General features: G+C 61.6%; 14 protein-coding genes. 8 read left to right on the top strand and 6 right to left on the bottom strand.

Annotation, left to right across the window (positions count from 1 at the left end; all coding sequences use genetic code 11):
- The first annotated feature begins 150 nt into the window (after positions 1–150).
- The 4 genes from edd to Q7C20_RS20005 all read left to right on the top strand — a co-directional run bounded on the left by edd (position 151) and on the right by Q7C20_RS20005 (position 5,273).
- The gene (edd, locus tag Q7C20_RS20020) at positions 151–1,977 is read left to right on the top strand and encodes a phosphogluconate dehydratase (RefSeq protein WP_375069707.1); all 1,827 of its coding nucleotides are present in this window, start codon (positions 151–153) and stop codon (positions 1,975–1,977) included.
- Positions 1,974–2,930: a glucokinase gene (locus Q7C20_RS20015; protein ID WP_375069706.1), complete on the top strand. Its 957-nt coding sequence runs from the start codon at positions 1,974–1,976 to the stop codon at positions 2,928–2,930. Before edd ends, Q7C20_RS20015 begins: the two co-directional genes overlap by 4 nt.
- A gap of 152 nt (positions 2,931–3,082) precedes the next feature.
- Positions 3,083–3,817, top strand: coding sequence for a response regulator (locus Q7C20_RS20010; RefSeq protein ID WP_078738901.1), 735 nt, complete (start codon positions 3,083–3,085; stop codon positions 3,815–3,817).
- Between the two features lie 28 nt (positions 3,818–3,845).
- Positions 3,846–5,273, top strand: coding sequence for an ATP-binding protein (locus tag Q7C20_RS20005; RefSeq protein WP_375069733.1), 1,428 nt, complete (start codon positions 3,846–3,848; stop codon positions 5,271–5,273).
- Positions 5,274–5,394: 121 nt separating this feature from the next.
- Here the strand turns inward: Q7C20_RS20005 and Q7C20_RS20000 are convergent, their stop codons facing one another.
- Positions 5,395–6,324, bottom strand: a complete 930-nt coding sequence (locus tag Q7C20_RS20000; RefSeq protein ID WP_348062196.1) for an AraC family transcriptional regulator — start codon at positions 6,322–6,324, stop codon at positions 5,395–5,397.
- Between the two features lie 327 nt (positions 6,325–6,651).
- Here Q7C20_RS20000 and Q7C20_RS19995 point away from each other — a divergent pair, with 327 nt between their 5' ends.
- Together Q7C20_RS19995 and Q7C20_RS19990 are read left to right on the top strand one after the other, a co-directional pair.
- A complete protein-coding gene (locus Q7C20_RS19995) occupies positions 6,652–6,993 on the top strand; it encodes an antibiotic biosynthesis monooxygenase family protein (RefSeq protein ID WP_348062195.1) in 342 nt (113 codons plus the stop codon).
- Between the two features lie 44 nt (positions 6,994–7,037).
- Positions 7,038–7,283 (top strand): hypothetical protein, encoded by a 246-nt coding sequence (locus Q7C20_RS19990; RefSeq protein ID WP_375069703.1) that lies wholly within the window; start codon positions 7,038–7,040, stop codon positions 7,281–7,283.
- A gap of 184 nt (positions 7,284–7,467) precedes the next feature.
- On the opposite strand, the gene Q7C20_RS19985 is transcribed toward Q7C20_RS19990, so the two are convergent.
- From Q7C20_RS19985 to Q7C20_RS19965, 5 genes are all read right to left on the bottom strand, one after another.
- Positions 7,468–8,103, bottom strand: a complete 636-nt coding sequence (locus Q7C20_RS19985; protein ID WP_375069701.1) for a flavin reductase family protein — start codon at positions 8,101–8,103, stop codon at positions 7,468–7,470.
- Positions 8,104–8,159: 56 nt separating this feature from the next.
- Entirely contained in the window at positions 8,160–9,479 is a 1,320-nt protein-coding gene (locus Q7C20_RS19980) for an MFS transporter (protein WP_375069698.1), read from the bottom strand.
- A 299-nt stretch (positions 9,480–9,778) separates the two neighbouring features.
- Positions 9,779–11,104: a sigma-54-dependent transcriptional regulator gene (locus Q7C20_RS19975; protein ID WP_375069696.1), complete on the bottom strand. Its 1,326-nt coding sequence runs from the start codon at positions 11,102–11,104 to the stop codon at positions 9,779–9,781.
- Positions 11,098–12,864: an ATP-binding protein gene (locus Q7C20_RS19970; RefSeq protein ID WP_375069694.1), complete on the bottom strand. Its 1,767-nt coding sequence runs from the start codon at positions 12,862–12,864 to the stop codon at positions 11,098–11,100. The genes Q7C20_RS19975 and Q7C20_RS19970 overlap by 7 nt, the downstream gene beginning before the upstream one ends.
- Before the next feature lie 363 nt (positions 12,865–13,227).
- Positions 13,228–14,751 (bottom strand): fumarate hydratase, encoded by a 1,524-nt coding sequence (locus Q7C20_RS19965; RefSeq protein ID WP_375069692.1) that lies wholly within the window; start codon positions 14,749–14,751, stop codon positions 13,228–13,230.
- A 214-nt stretch (positions 14,752–14,965) separates the two neighbouring features.
- Between Q7C20_RS19965 and Q7C20_RS19960 the strand changes: the two genes are divergently transcribed.
- A complete protein-coding gene (locus tag Q7C20_RS19960; protein ID WP_375069691.1) occupies positions 14,966–15,898 on the top strand; it encodes an iron-sulfur-binding ferredoxin reductase in 933 nt (310 codons plus the stop codon).
- A gap of 30 nt (positions 15,899–15,928) precedes the next feature.
- Positions 15,929–16,678 carry an enoyl-CoA hydratase-related protein gene (locus Q7C20_RS19955; RefSeq protein ID WP_375069689.1) on the top strand — a complete coding sequence of 250 codons (750 nt, stop codon included), beginning with the start codon at positions 15,929–15,931 and terminating at the stop codon, positions 16,676–16,678.
- Positions 16,679–16,723 lie beyond the last annotated feature (45 nt).

Genomic DNA, 16,723 nt, shown 5'->3' with positions numbered 1-16,723 from the left:
TTTAGTGGCAATATTTTGTTCAATCTACAACGAGTGACCTGAATCAACTGGTCCGATGATCCAAACGACACCCTGCCATCCCATGCGCTGCGGGCGTTTGATCAACCCAGGAACGAGGGTCGCCACATCCGTTAGCCTGGAGTTCTACACATGCATCCCCGCGTTATTGAGGTCACCGAACGGCTCATCGTCCGCAGTCGTGCAACTCGTGAGGCTTACCTTGCGCTCATTCGCGGCGCCGCCAGCGACGGCCCGATGCGCGGTAAGCTGCAATGCGCAAACTTTGCCCACGGCGTGGCCGGCTGCGGCACCGAAGATAAAAATAGCCTGCGTATGATGAATGCCGCCAACGTGGCAATTGTTTCGTCATATAACGACATGCTCTCGGCGCACCAGCCGTACGAACACTTCCCTGAACAAATCAAGAAAGCCCTGCGCGAAGTTGGCTCGGTCGGCCAGTTCGCCGGCGGCACGCCTGCCATGTGCGACGGCGTCACCCAGGGCGAGCCGGGCATGGAGCTGAGCCTGCTCAGCCGTGAAGTGATTGCCATGTCCACGGCGGTCGCGCTGTCGCACAACATGTTCGACGCCGCGCTGATGCTCGGTATCTGCGACAAGATCGTCCCCGGCCTGATGATGGGCGCGCTGCGCTACGGCCACCTGCCGATGATCTTCGTGCCGGGCGGGCCAATGCCGTCGGGTATTTCCAACAAGCAGAAAGCCGATGTGCGCCAGCGCTACGCCGAAGGCAAGGCCTCCCGCGAAGAGCTGCTGGAATCGGAGATGAAGTCCTACCACAGCCCCGGCACCTGCACGTTCTACGGCACCGCCAACACCAACCAATTGCTGATGGAAGTGATGGGCCTGCACCTGCCGGGCGCCTCGTTCGTCAACCCCTACACCCCGCTGCGTGACGCGCTGACCCGCGAAGCCGCGCAGCAGGTCACGCGCCTGACCAAGGCCAACGGCAATTTCACGCCGATTGGCGAGATCGTCGACGAGAAATCCATCGTCAACTCCATCGTCGCGCTCAACGCCACCGGCGGTTCCACCAACCACACCCTGCACATGCCGGCCATCGCCATGTCGGCGGGCATCATCCTCACCTGGCAGGACATGGCCGACCTCTCCGAGGTGGTGCCGACCCTGTCCCACGTGTACCCAAACGGCAAGGCCGACATCAATCACTTCCAGGCGGCGGGCGGTATGTCGTTCCTGATCCGCGAACTGCTCGAAGCCGGCCTGCTGCACGAAGACGTCAACACCGTGGCGGGCAAGGGGTTGAGCCGTTACACCCAGGAGCCGTTTCTTGTCGACGGCGAACTGATCTGGCGCGACGGCCCGATCGAAAGCCTCGACGAAACCATCCTGCGCCCCGTGGCCCGTGCGTTCTCGCCCGAAGGCGGCTTGCGCGTGATGGAAGGCAACCTCGGCCGTGGCGTGATGAAGGTCTCGGCCGTAGCGCCTGAGCACCAGATCGTCGAAGCACCGGCGGTGGTGTTCCAGGATCAGCAAGACCTGGCCGACGCGTTCAAGGCCGGTCAGTTGGAAAAAGACTTTGTCGCGGTGATGCGCTTCCAGGGGCCACGCTCCAACGGCATGCCGGAATTGCACAAAATGACCCCGTTCCTTGGCGTGTTGCAGGACCGTGGTTTCAAAGTGGCGTTGGTAACAGATGGGCGTATGTCCGGCGCGTCGGGTAAGATCCCAGCCGCGATCCACGTCAACCCCGAAGCCCAGAGCGGCGGGCCGCTGGCACGGGTCAAAGATGGCGATATCATTCGCGTCGATGGCGTGAAGGGCACCCTGGAGCTTAAGGTGGACGCCGAAGAATTTGCAGCGCGCACCCCTGCCACGGGCCTGTTGGGTAATAACGTGGGCGCCGGTCGCGAGCTGTTTGCATTTATGCGCTTGGCCGCAAGCTCCGCAGAGCAGGGCGCCAGCGCCTTTACCTCTGCCTTGGAGACGCTTAAGTGAAACTTGCGCTGGTCGGTGATATCGGGGGTACCAACGCCCGTTTTGCGTTGTGGCGGGATCAGGAATTGCATTCCATACGCGTGCACGCCACGGCAGATCATCACAGCCCTGAGGAAGCCATCAAGGTTTACCTCAAGGAAGAAGGCCTGGAAATCGGGGACATCGGTGCGGTGTGCCTGTCGGTGGCTGGGCCGGTGAGTGGCGATGAATTTAAATTCACCAATAATCACTGGCGATTGAGCAAGACTGCATTCTGCAAAACCCTGCAGGTGGACGAACTGCTGTTGGTCAATGACTTCACCGCGATGGCCCTGGGCATGACCCGCCTCAAGCCCGACGAATTCCGCGTGGTCTGCGACGGCACACCGGAACCGTTGCGCCCGGCGGTAGTGATTGGTCCGGGCACTGGCCTTGGCGTCGGTACCTTGTTGGATCTGGGCGCTGGCCGTTTTTCAGCGTTGCCGGGGGAGGGCGGCCATGTCGACCTGCCCCTGAGCAGCCCGCGTGAAACCCAGCTGTGGCAACACATCTACGCTGAGATCGGCCACGTCAGCGCCGAGAGCGCGTTGAGTGGTGGCGGTTTGCCGCGTGTGTACCGCGCTATTTGCGCGGTCGACGGCCACACGCCGGTGCTGGACACGCCTGAAGCCATTACGGCTGCGGGCCTGGCCGGCGACCCGGTGGCCATGGAAGTCTTGAACCAGTTCAGCATCTGGCTGGGCCGGGTGGCAGGTAACAACGTGTTGACCACCGGTGGACGCGGTGGTGTGTATATCGTGGGGGGTGTGATTCCGAGGTTTGCCGACTTCTTTATCAACAGCGGTTTTGCCAAGAGCTTCAGCGACAAAGGCTGCATGAGCGACTACTTAAAAGGCATTCCGGTGTGGTTGGTGACCGCGCCGTATTCCGGGTTGACCGGGGCTGGCGTGGCACTCGAACAGGCTTTTGCGTAGGGGCTGATGGCCTCATCGCAGGCAAGCCAGCTCCCACAGTTGACCGAGTTCCAACCCTGGAATGCAGTCAAGTGTGGGAGCTGGCTTGCCTGCGATAGGGCCTTAAGAGCAACAAATGACTTAAGCTTGGCCATAACAACAAGGAGGACCCCGTGAGCGTAATCAGTAAATCCATTCTCCTCGTCGATGACGACCAGGAAATCCGCGAATTGCTGCAAACCTACCTCAGCCGTGCCGGTTTTCAGGTGCGGGGTGTGTCGGACGGCGCGGGGTTCCGCCAGGCCATGAACGAGGCGCCGTGTGACCTGGTCATCCTTGATGTGATGTTGCCGGACGAAGACGGTTTCAGCCTCTGCCGCTGGATCCGCCAGCACCCGCGCCAGGCGCAGGTGCCTATCATCATGCTGACCGCCAGCTCCGACGAAACCGACCGCGTCATTGGCCTGGAACTGGGCGCCGACGACTACATCGGCAAGCCCTTCAGCCCCCGCGAGCTGCAGGCGCGCATCAAGGCCCTGTTGCGCCGCGCCCAGTTTGGCCAGGAGCGCAGCAGTGGTGGCGACGTATGGGTGTTTGATGAATGGCGCCTGGACATGATCAGCCACCGCCTGTTTCACATCGACGGCGAAGAGGTGATTCTCTCCGGCGCCGACTTCGCCCTGCTCAAGCTGTTTCTCGACCACCCTCAACAAATTCTCGACCGCGACACCATCGGCAACGCCACCCGTGGCCGCGACCTGATGCCGCTGGACCGTATTGTCGACATGGCGGTCAGCCGCCTGCGCCAACGCCTGCGCGATACCGAAAAACCCCCAAGGTTGATCCGCACCGTGCGCGGCAGCGGTTACCAGCTGGCAGCCAGCGTGGTTGCCGGCAATGCCCACTGAGCATCTGACTGAGCGCCGCCGTTTCCCGGTGCCGCGCTCGCTGCTCGGGCGGATGTTGCTGCTGACCTTACTGGCGGTGCTGTTCGCCCAGGCGCTGTCCAGCGTGATCTGGGTCTCGCAATTACGCGCCACCCAGCTCGAAGGCCTGATCACCAGCGCCCGCAGCCTGGCGCATTCGATGACCGCCAGCGTGAGTTATTTCCGTTCGTTGCCGGTGGCCTATCGCCCGCTGGTCCTCGACCAATTACGCAGCATGGGCGGCACCCGGTTTGTGGTGACGCTGAATGACCGTCCGCTGGACATGGAAATATTGCCGCAAACCCCGCGTAAACAAGCGGTGCTCAATGTGGTCGACGAAGTGCTGCGCCAGACCCTGGGCAGCGATGTGCACATCTCGGTGGAGTTCGTCAGCGCCGAAGACCTGCGCATCTTCAATGCCGGCTTGAAGCTCGATGAACTGCCGCGTTCCTGGGCGCATTACGCGCTCACCCTGGAACCGGTAAACCCGCCGGTGCTGGTGACCCAGATCCAGCTCGCGCCGGGCGAGTGGCTGTACATTGCCTCGCTGTTGCCCGAGCCCTACACCAGCCTGGAAGAACAGGGCCTGCCGTCCCAGCAGGTGTGGTTTATCGTGCTGACCAGCGGCTTTTTGCTGCTGTTTATCGGCCTGTTGGTGCACTGGCAAAGCCGGCCGCTCAAGCGTTTGGCACGCGCCGCGCGGGACATGTCCCTGGGCGCCGATGTGGAACCGGTGGCCGAGGGCGGCGGCAGCGAAGTGGTGGAAGTGGGCCGTGCGTTCAATGCCATGCGCGAGCGCATCAGTCGTTACCTCACCGAACGCAGCCAGCTATTCAGCGCAATTTCCCACGATTTGCGCACGCCGATTACCCGCCTGCGCCTGCGCGTGGAGCTGCTCGAAGACGAGAACCTGCAAGCCAAATTCGGCCGCGATTTGGACGAGCTGGAGTTGCTGGTCAAAGGCGCGCTGCAATGCGTGAAAGACACCGACATCCACGAGAACATCGAGCCGGTGGATCTCAACCACGTGCTTGATTGCCTGGTGGAACCTTACCTGGCGCCGAACGGCAATGGCCGCATCACCCAGGAAGGCCGCGCCTTGACGTCCTATCCGGGCAAGCCGCTGGCGCTCAAGCGCTGTATCGGCAACCTGATCGACAACGCGTTGAAGTATGGGCAGAACGCGCATTTGCATATCGAAGACGATGGCGCGGAATTTGTTCTGCATGTGGATGATGAAGGGCCGGGCGTGCCCGAGCAACGCCTGGAGCAGGTCTTCGAGCCGCATTTCCGGTTGGCCGGGCAGCAACAGGGCTACGGCTTGGGGCTTGGCATTGCGCGCAACATCGCCCACAGCCACGGCGGTGAAGTGAGCTTGCAAAACCTGCGCGAAGGCGGCTTGCGAGTGACCCTGCAACTGCCGCGCGGGCTGGACTGAATACACAAAGACCAATGTGGGAGCTGGCTTGCCTGCGATAGGGGTATATCTGCAACAGATAAGTTGCCTGATACACCGCTATCGCAGGCAAGCCAGCTCCCACATTGATATCCGCATAAGGTCAGACGCTCTGGCGCATTCTGGCCAAATCCCGCAGCGGCGGTGCACCAAATAACCGGCTGTACTCCCGACTGAATTGCGACGGGCTTTCATACCCCACGCGATACCCCGCCGCCGATGCTTCCAGCCCTTCGGCAATCATCAACCGCCGCGCTTCCTGCAAACGCAGCTGCTTCTGATACTGCAACGGGCTCATGGCCGTAATCGCCTTGAAGCGATGATGCAGGGTCGAGACGCTCAGGTTCACTTGCTTGGCCAGGTCATCAATGCGCAGCGGCTGTTCGTAATTAACGTTCAGCCACTTGATTGCCTGGCTGACGCGATGGCTCTGACTGTTGGCCACTGCAATTTCATACAACCGGTAGCCCTGCGGCCCACGCAACAGTCGGTAGAGAATCTCGCGGTTGATCAACGGCGCGAGCATCGCGACGTCTTTGGGCGTATCCAGCAGGCGCGCCAGACGCAGCACCGCGTCGAGCAATTGAGCGTCGATGCGGTCGACGTACATGCCACGGGACGTCGGACGCGACGGCACACCCATCGGGCCGGCTTCGGCAATCAAGGCCGTGAGCTGCGCCGGGTCGATATTGATGCGCACCGACAGGTTGGGGTCTTCCGGCGTGGCCTCGATGATCCGCCCGGCCACCGGCATCGCCACCGAGAACACCAGGTAGTTGAGCGGGTCGTAGGCAAAAATCTCGTCGGCCAGGCGCACTTCCTTGCTGCCGCTGGCCAGAATGCACAGCGCAGGCTCCACCAGCACCGGCATGAAGTCACGCGGTGTGTTGTGGCGGTTCAGGTACAACGAGGTGATCGCGGTGCCATAGGAACCGTCCTCCCACGTGTGCCGTTGCACGATGCTGGCCAGTTCGGCGCGCTGCTTTTCCAACTCGGCATCGAGGGGAATGGACTTGGGTTCACGCGACGACATGGGGCGACCTCTGCACGCTTCTTTGATGGGGTCAGCTTAGCGGCGGCTTTGCAAATAGTGTTACGTCAATTCTGCACAATCCTTGCCTGATCCTGCGACTGGACGTGAATCAGGCAAGGGCGCGGCCTGTCATCTCCCTGAAACACTGAGCATGGCATGGAATAAGTGCCGGGGGCCGAACGTCTTGCCTACGCTTTTCGCAGGATTGTGCAATAAGCCTGCAGGAATTGACTAACTGCGCCCACAGCCGCGCCGTTATCTTTGATCCTGTGGCAACACGCCCTCACAGTGCTTGCCGAGCATCACTTCTCAACGGGAGAGTCGAACATGTCCACCCCCATTCCCGCGAGCCATATGGCCTTTATCCGCGCACGCAGCGGTTGCAGCACCGAACTCGGTGCACGCTTGAGCAGTTTGATTGAACCGGGCCGTCAGGCTCAGGGTTGCCTGCAATTCTCGTTGCAGCATTCCCAGGTCGACCCCGATATATGGCTGGTCTCGGGTTTCTGGAACAGCGAGCAGGCGATGAGTGCCTACTTCAACTCGCCAGCCCTGATGATCTTTACCGAGCTGTTGAACGACAGGGTGATCCGCAGCATGGATTTCCAGACCTTTACCGACGCCTCTGCCGCGCACGCCTATGGCGAGTACCTGCAACTCGCCGGCTGATCAGGTTTAGAATGGCCGACTTTCCATTGGCCAGGACCTGCAACATGGCACGTAAACAATTTGCTCACCACGAAGCCGTTTCCGCCGTAGTACCGGGTGAAGGGGGCTACAGCGCCGCCGTGGCCGTCAAGGCACTGGATGGCATGGGCGCCCCGCAGTTTCACAAGATCCTTGAAGGGCAGACGTTCAAGACGGCCTCCGACGCTGATGATGCGGCGACCGTGCAGCTTGAGCGGTTGGTTAATGTGGACGAAGAAGGTCAATTGACCTGGGCAACTGCCGAAAACTGAAGCCACACCCCGTTCGAATGATCAGATAAACACAGATCAAATGTGGGAGCGGGCTTGCTGTGGCGAGCAAGCTTGCTTGCGCTGGGGTGCGAAGCGCCCCCAAAAAGCGGGCTCCAGCTTCGCTGTCGAACGGGAGCAAGCTCCCTCGCCACAGCAAGCCCGTTCCCACATTTTTGAGTGTATTTCAGTCAGGCTTTTTGGCGCCGGGGCGATACATCTTGAACAGCGCCTCCGGCCCCAACTGGAAGTAATCCGCTGGCCCGCCGCCACGCAAGATCGGCTCGGCGGCGGCGGTGTCGTAGATGCCATCCTTGAGCAGCCACTTGGCAATGTGCACCGCGACCACCTCGCCCAACACCAGCCAGCTCGGCACCAACTCTTTGTCGGCACGTTGCAGCTGAATGATCTGCGTCACCTTGCATTCGAACGACACCGGGCTCTCGCCCACCCGTGGCACGCCTACGATTTTTGAGGCCACCGGCGTCAGGCCGGACAGCTCGAATTCGTTCACTTCCGGCGAAACCGCCGCACAACTCTGGTTCATCTGCTCGGCCAACGGGCGAGTGGCCAGGTTCCATACAAACTCGCCGGTCTGTTCGATGTTGTTCAGGCTGTCTTTGCGTCCGACGCTGGAAAATCCAATGATCGGCGGAATGTAGTTGAAGGCGTTGAAGAAGCTGTAAGGCGCCAGGTTCAGGCGGCCTTCGCTGTCGTGGGAAGAAATCCAGCCAATGGGCCGTGGGCCCACAATGGCATTGAACGGGTCATGGGGCAGACCGTGGCCGTTGGCTGGTTCGTAGAAATGGATATCGTCAGACATGGCCTGTTCCGCTCTCGGTTTCGGGACAGGCATCATACCCAATCTGGGAGCGGCGGTTAGTCGGTGGTGATGCGCGAGTGTTTGCGGGTGTCTTTCATGGTCACATAGACCGCCAGCGACACCGCAATGCACGCCGTCACGTACCAGTAGTAACCGGTTTCCATGCCGATGCTCTTGAACCACAGCGCGATGTATTCAGCGGTACCGCCGAAGATCGACACGGTCAGGGCATACGGCAGGCCGACGCCCAGCGCGCGGATTTCGGTCGGGAACAATTCGGCCTTCACCACCGCGTTGATCGAGGTATAGCCGCTGACGATGATCAGCGCGGCCATGATCAGGAAAAACGCGCCCCACCAGCTTTGAATGGTGTGCAAGGTGGTGAGGATTGGCACGGTGAACAGCGTGCCGAGGATGCCGAAGGCGATCAGGATGGGCCGGCGGCCGACCTTGTCCGACAGCCCGCCGACCAGCGGTTGCAGGCACATGAACAGAAACAGCGTCGCCGCCGAAATGGTCGTGGAGTCGGAGATGCTCATGCCGACGGTGTTCACCAGGTACTTCTGCATGTAGGTGGTGTAGGTGTAGAACGCCAGGGTGCCGCCCATGGTCAGGCCGACCACGGTCATCAGTTCCTTGGGGTGGCGCATCAAGGTGCGCATCGCGCTTTCCTTGGCTTTTTCCTTCTTGGTGAACGACTCGGTTTCTTCCATGCCGCGACGCAGGTACAGCGCAACGATTGCACAGAGTGCGCCGATGACAAACGGGATACGCCAGCCCCAGTCGTACAGTTGCTCGGTGGTCAGGGTCTGTTGCAGCACGATCAGCACGCCGAGGGCGATGAGCTGGCCGGAGATCAGGGTGACGTACTGGAAGCTGGAGAAGAAACCGCGACGTTCCTTGGTCGCCATTTCGCTCAGGTACGTGGCCGAGGTGCCGTATTCGCCACCCACCGACAAACCTTGCAGCAGGCGTGCGAACACCAACAGGATCGGCGCGCCGACACCGATGGTTTCATAACCCGGGGTCAGGGCGATGATCAGTGAACCGAAACACATCAACAGAACCGAGGCCATCAATGCGGCTTTGCGGCCCTTGCGGTCGGCGTACAGGCCCATCAGCCAGCCACCGATCGGGCGCATCAAAAAGCCCACGGCGAAGATCGCGGCGGTGTTGAGCAGTTGGGCAGTGGTGTCGCCTTTGGGGAAAAAGGCTTTGGCGAAGTACAGCGAGAAGGCGGCGTAGACGTACCAGTCATACCACTCGACCATGTTGCCGACCGAACCACTGAAAATCGATTTGATCCGGCTTGAAGTCGTGCGTTCTTTCGTCGGCGCAGCCGCCGACCCCAGAGGCAGGGAGTTGGAGTTATCCATTGAAGGATCCTTCATCTAATTGTTTTTGTGGAGCGTGCGCGCGGGCGCCGCCTGGTCTGGGCTATAGCAGAAGCTGTGCCAGGTAGATGAAGGCCCGGTTTAGAAGGGTTTCAGACTTTTTTTGAGCGGAAAGTCGCTGATGATTTGTAGTCTGTGAGCGGAAATCCGCTTATGTCGGCTGGCCTCTTCGCGAGCAAGCCCGCTCCCACATTCGACCGCATCCATCCAGTTGGAATGGGATCAAATGTGGGAGCGGGCTTGCTCGCGAAGGCGTCCTGCCAGGCAATACGAGATTCGGCCTAGAGGAATGTGTCTCTTACCAACCCATGCCGCTGCATTTTCTCATTGAAGGTACGCCGCGGAAGTTGCAACTCCGCCAGCACCGCTTTGATATCACCCTTATGTCGCTTCAGCGCAGCCTTCAGGCAATGCGCTTCAAAGGCTTCCTGCTGCGCCGCCAGTGACTGCCCGGCCTCAATGCCTTCCGGCTCCGGCTCGCCCAGGCCCAGCACCTGGCGTTCAGCAACGTTGGCCAACTCGCGGACATTGCCCGGCCAGTCATGGCTGAGCAGGCGCCCCAGTTGCGGGCCACTCAAGGGTTGTGCACTGCGGCCCAGGCGTTCGGCAGCGCTCTGTGCGAAATGCTCGTACAGCAGCGGAATATCTTCGCGGCGCTCGCGCAGCGGCGGCAGGCGCAGCTGCGCGACGTTCAGGCGATACGCCAGGTCCTCGCGAAAGCGCCCGGCGCGGGCCTCTTCCAGCAGGTCCGGCTTGGTGGCGGCGATGATGCGCAAATCCACGTGAATACTTTGATTGGAACCCAGCCGCTCCAGCTTCTGTTCCTGCAACACGCGCAGCAACTTCACTTGCTGAGCCAGCGGCATGCTTTCGATTTCATCGAGAAAAAGGGTGCCACCGTGGGCATATTCCAGCTTACCGATGCGTTTGCCCTGGGCGCCGGTAAATGCGCCACTTTCATGGCCGAACAGCTCGGCTTCAAACAACTGCTCGGGGATCGCCGCGCAGTTGAGTGCCACAAAGGGTTTCTTCGCCCGTGGGCCGAAATCATGCAGGCAGCGCGCGACCAGCTCCTTGCCGCTGCCGGTTTCGCCCCGGATCAGCACATTGACCGGCAAGGTCGCCAGGTCCAGCACCTGGCGGCGCAGGTTCTGCAAACCCCGGGACACGCCCAGCAGGCTGGATTCGAGTTGCTCGCGATGGTCGGCCTGTTGATGCAGGCGGCGGTTTTCCAGGATCAGTCGGCGCTTGTCCAGCGCGCGGCGCAAGCTGTTGAGCAGTGCATCCGGGCTGAAGGGTTTTTCCAGGAAGTCATAGGCACCGTCGCGCATGGCTTCCACCGCCATCGGCACGTCGCCGTGGCCAGTCAGCAGAATGACCGGCAAATCAGCATCGCGGCGCTGCACTTCGGCGAGCAACTCCAGGCCGCTGAGGCCGGGCATGCGCACGTCGCTCAAAATCACCCCGGGAAAATCCTTGGGCAGCTGCGCCAGGCACTCTTCGGCGCGGCTGAACAGCTGCACGTCGAACCCCGACAGGCTCAACCACTGCTCGACGGCCGTGCGAATGCTGGCTTCGTCATCAACCACAATCACTGCGTTCAACATAAGTCGGGCGTCTCCAGCGCGATAGGCAACGTCAGGGTAAACACCGCGCCATCGCCACGGTTGCTGGCGATCAGGCGACCGCCCAATTCGTGCACGATAGCGTAGGACACCGCCAGCCCCAAACCGAGCCCGTCACCCACAGGCTTGGTGGTGAAGAAGGGGTCGAACACGCTGTTGAGGTGTTCGTCGGCAATCCCGCCACCGCTGTCGCTGACGGTCAGTTGCCACAGTTGTTCGTCGGCGTGCAGCCGTATTTCCAGGCGCTTGCGCGGTTTGCCGGCCATCGCGTCGAGTGCATTGCGCAACAGGTTGATCAGCACCTGTTCCAGGCGAATGGCATCGCCGCGCACCAGCGCCGGGCGGGTCAGGTCGAGCACCACGCCGATGGCTTCATCACGCAGGCGCGCGTCGAGTAACTGCAGCGACTGGTCGACCACGGTGGACAAATCCAGGCGCTCGCGCAGGCCACTCGGGCTTTTGCGCGCGAACGTCTTGAGGTGGCCGGTGAGCGCGGCCATGCGCGTGAGCATGTCGTCCAGCGGCGTCAGGGCTTTATAGGCGTCATCCACGCGGCCGTGGTCGAGCAGCAGGCGCAAAGTGGCCAATTGCATGCGCTGGGCGGTCAGCGGTTGGTTGATTTCATGGGCGAGGGCGGCGGACATCTGCCCCAGTGCCGCCAGCTTCGCCGATTGCACCAAGCCATCCTGAGCGGTGCGCAGGGCCTGGGTGCGCTCTTCCACCAGTTGTTCCAACTCTTCGCGGCTGCGCTGGCGCAAACGGGCGAGGCGCCAGCGTTGGCTCAGGAACAGCGCGAGGAATACCAGCGCCAGCCAGGACCCGGCGGCGGCGAGGCCAGCGTTGCGCTGGTCTTCAAAAGCGAACTGCGGTTTGCGCAACAGGTGCAGGGTCCAGCCTTCGGCCTTCAGCGGCAGGGATTCCCAAATGTAATTGGCGTTGCCATCGGGGCCGTTGACGCGCATCAGGTGGCTGTTGTCGTCGAAGCGCTGCAGCACGTGGGTTTCCAGAGGCTGCAATTGTTTCTTGTCGTACTGCCGGGTGGCCTTGAGCTCGGCGTGATCGCTCTCGGACAACGGGCGCAAGGCGCGGTAACGCCAGCCTGGCTGGTTGGCGATGAACACGATGCCACGGGCGTCGCTGACCAGCAGCAGGTCATTGCCCTGAGCCCACTCGCGCTCCAGTTCAGGGAATTCCAGCTTGACCACCATGGCGCCAAGGAACTGCTCGTTCTCATCGACCACGGCGCTGGAGAGGAAGTAGCCGGGTATTCCGGTGGTCACGCCCACGGCGTAAAAGCGCCCGGTGCCCTGGCTCAGTGTCTGGCGAAAATATGGCCGGAACGCGTAGTTGTGGCCTACATAACTGCTTGGCAGGTTCCAGTTGCTGGCCGCGACGGCAAGGCCGGTGCGGTCCATCAGTTCCAGCGTGGACGATTGCGCGGCGCCGTTGATGCGTTCCAGCTTGCGGTTGAGCACGTCCCGGGTCGTCGCATCCACCGGGTTTTTCAGGGCGCTGATCATTTCCGAGTCCAGGGCCAGCACGGCGGGCAGGGCGCGGTAGCGTTCGATCAGGGTATGCAGCGAGTTGCCATACAGCGTGAGTTGCTGATTGGCGCGGGCGGCGTCGTCCACCAGCGCCTGGCGTTCGGCATGTCGCGTGGCCAAGGCAGCGGCCAGCACCGCGCCGGCGATGATCAGCAGCGAGTAGAACGTCAGGCGCAGAGGGCGAGGGATCACGATCATACGGTGATGGGCAGGCACGGTAAGGAGGCGAGCACCATAGCATGCAGTGGCTAGCCGGACTGATCTGTCGAGCAGGCTTTCTGTGGCGAGCGGGCTTGCCCCGCGTTGGGCTGCGAAGCGGCCCTAAAACCAGACAGCGCGGTGCAACTGCATGTACTGCGGCGCTCTTGATGGGGCCGCTTCGCAGCCCAACGCGGGGCAAGCCCGCTCGCCACAACAAGCCCGCTCGCCACGACAGGCCCCGCTCGCCACAGAAAGCTCGGCTGCCACAGAAAGCCCGATTACAACCGGGACGTCAGCAGGCAATAAAAAAGGCGACCGGGGCATGGGCCGCGGTCGCCTTTCTCCTTGCGCAGGAGGTGCTTACTGCACTTCTACCGCCAGGCTTTCACTGATCTTTTTCTGCCAGATGGCAGGACCGGTGATGTGCACGGATTCGCCTTTGCTATCCACCGCAACGGTGACCGGCATATCTTTGACGTCGAACTCGTAGATGGCTTCCATGCCCAGTTCGGCAAACGCCACAACGCGCGATTTCTTGATGGCTTGCGCCACCAGGTAAGCGGCGCCGCCCACGGCCATCAGGTACACGGCTTTGTTGTCCTTGATCGCTTCGATGGCGGTCGGGCCGCGCTCGGATTTGCCGATCATGCCCAACAGGCCGGTTTGCTCAAGGATCTGACGGGTGAACTTGTCCATCCGCGTGGCGGTAGTCGGGCCTGCCGGGCCAACCACTTCTTCGCGCACCGGATCAACCGGGCCGACGTAGTAGATGAAGCGACCTTTCAGGTCTACCGGCAAGGTTTCACCCTTGTTCAGCATCTCGACCATGCGCTTGTGCGCGGCGTCGCGACCGGTAAGCATCTTGCCGTTGAGCAACACGGTTTCGCCCGGCTGCCAGCTCTGCACTTCTTCCGGGGTCAGGGTGTCGAGGTTGACGCGACGGGCCGACGGGCCAGCTTCCCAGACGATTTCCGGGTAGGCGTCCAGCGGTGGCGCTTCCAGCGACGCAGGGCCTGAACCGTCGAGCACAAAGTGCGCGTGACGGGTGGCGGCGCAGTTGGGGATCATGCACACCGGCAAGGACGCGGCGTGGGTCGGGTAGTCCATGATCTTCACGTCGAGCACGGTGGTCAGGCCACCCAGGCCCTGAGCGCCGATGCCCAGCTGGTTGACCTTCTCGAACAGCTCCAGGCGCATCTCTTCGATACGGTTGGACGGGCCGCGCTTCTTCAGCTCGTGAATGTCGATGGATTCCATCAACACTTCCTTGGCCATCACCGCGGCTTTCTCGGCGGTGCCGCCGATGCCGATGCCGAGCATGCCCGGTGGGCACCAGCCGGCGCCCATGGTCGGAACGGTCTTGAGTACCCAGTCGACGATCGAGTCGGACGGGTTGAGCATGGCCATTTTCGACTTGTTCTCGGAGCCGCCGCCCTTGGCCGCCACGTCCACTTCCACGGTGTTGCCCGGGACGATGGAGTAGTGAATGACCGCAGGTGTGTTGTCCTTGGTGTTTTTACGCGCGCCCGCCGGGTCGGCGAGGATCGAAGCACGCAGGACGTTTTCCGGCAGGTTGTAGGCCTGACGCACGCCCTGGTTGATCATGTCATCCAGGCTCATGGTGGCGCCGTCCCAGCGTACATCCATGCCCACGCGCACGAACACGGTAACGATACCGGTGTCCTGGCAGATCGGGCGATGGCCGGTGGCGCACATGCGCGAGTTGATCAGGATCTGGGCGATGGAATCACGGGCCGCTGGCGATTCTTCGCGCAGGTAGGCTTCGTGCATGGCCTGGATGAAATCAACGGGGTGGTAGTAGGAAATGAATTGCAGGGCGTCGGCAACGCTCTGAATCAGGTCGTCTTGCTTGATCACGGTCATGAGTCGCGCTCCTCTATAAGGGAACATTCAATAAAGGTGGCTTCAGTGTTGCATCGGTCGGCTGAAACCACCTTTCCAAGGCACGCCACTGGTGCAGGCGCGACGCTAAAAAGGCGCGGCAGTATAACCCGGCGCGGTGGCCGATACACCCGACTATGGTCAAACTGTCGCAGGCATGATTCCCTGTGCGCGCCCCTTCTGTTTGAGACCTTATATGCCTGATCTGCACGTTGGCGAACGCCACTGGTCGGTCCCCACCGGCAGCAACCTGTTGGATGCCCTGAATCAGGCCGGTGTGGCCGTGCCTTACAGTTGCCGCGCGGGCAGTTGTCATGCGTGTCTGGTGCGTTGTCAGGGTGAAGTTGCGGACAACAACCCTGAGGCCCTGAGTCCGGCGCAGCGTCAGGACGGCTGGCGTTTGGCCTGTCAATGTCAGGTCGCCGGAGACTTGAAGGTTGAAGCCTTTGATCCCCAGCGTGACGGCTTGCCTGCGCAGGTGGTGGGTGTCGACTGGCTGAACGCGCATGTGCTGCGCCTGCGCCTGCAACCCGAACGCGGTTTGCGCTACCGCGCGGGGCTGCATCTGGTGCTATGGGCCGGGCAGGTGGCGCGGCCCTATTCCCTGGCCAGCTTGCCCCAGGAAGAGGCGTTTCTGGAGTTTCATATCGATTGCCGCCAGCCCGGTGAATTCTGCGATGCCGCGCGGCAGTTGGCGATTGGCGATCGCCTGCGCCTGGGGGAATTACGCGGCGGTGCGTTGCAATACGATCCCGACTGGCAGTCCCGACCGCTTTGGCTGCTGGCATCGGGCACCGGTCTTGGCCCGTTGTGGGGCGTATTGCGCGAGGCACTGCGCCAGGATCACCAGGGCGCCATCCGGGTGATTCACCTGGCCCATGATGGCGACGGCCACTACCTGGCCGAACCCTTGGCGGCGCTGGCTGCGAGGCATGCAAACCTGACGGTGGAACTGTGGACAGCGGCTGAGTCGGCCCAGGCATTGGCGCAACTGCGGCTTGTTTCGCGGCAAACTCTGGCCTTACTCTGCGGGCACCCTGACAGTGTCGAGGCGTTTTCCAAGCGCTTGTTCCTGGCGGGACTGCCGCGCAATCAACTGCTGGCCGATGTGTTCCTGCCCCGTGGTTGAGCGCTGAATTTTTCAGTCGCGAGATTCACCATGACCGACGCCATTCTCCAACACCGCGAACGTGGGCTGCTGATCCTGCAGCTCAATCGTCCTGATAAAAAGAACGCCCTGACCCGGGCCATGTACACGCAACTGGCCGCTGCGTTGGAGCAGGCGGATGCGGATGCAGACATACGCGCCGTGCTGATCCAGGGCAGCAGTGAATGTTTTACGGCCGGTAATGACATCGGCGATTTTCTCGAACAGCCGCCCAACGATCTCGACAGCCCGCCGTTTCACTTCATGAAAAGCCTGCTTAACTGCCGCAAGCCTGTGGTGGCCGGCGTGGCGGGTGCGGCGGTGGGAATTGGCACCACGCTGCTGCTGCATTGCGATTTGGTGTATGTGAGCCGTGATGCTCGGTTGCGCATGCCCTTCGTCAATCTGGGATTATGTCCGGAGTTTGGTTCCAGCCTGATTTTGCCGCGCCTGTTGGGGCATGCGAAGGCGGCGGAACTGTTGCTCCTGGGCGAAGGTTTTACCGGCGAACAGGCGGCGCAATGGGGCATTGCCACTGAGGCGCTGGGCAATGGTGAGGCGGCGTTGGCCAAGGCGCGGGAAATGGCTGAGCGCTTCGAAAGCCTGGCGCCGGGGGCGGTGCAAGTGACCAAGCAACTGATGAAGAGCGTGGACCGCGAGCAATTGCGGCAGGTCATTGAGGAAGAGGGGGCGTTGTTTACGCAGCGGTTGAAGTCGCCGGAGGCGATTGCGGCGTTGTCGGCGTTTATCACCCGGCGTTAAGTTGGTGTTGCCTGGTCGGACGCCTTCGCGAGCAAGCCCGCTCCC

The sequence above is a fragment of the Pseudomonas sp. AMR01 genome (assembly GCF_041946035.1).
GTDB lineage: Bacteria > Pseudomonadota > Gammaproteobacteria > Pseudomonadales > Pseudomonadaceae > Aquipseudomonas > Aquipseudomonas antarctica_B.
Note: the sequence above shows the minus strand (reverse complement) of the source record. Positions and strands in the feature narration are given on the sequence as shown.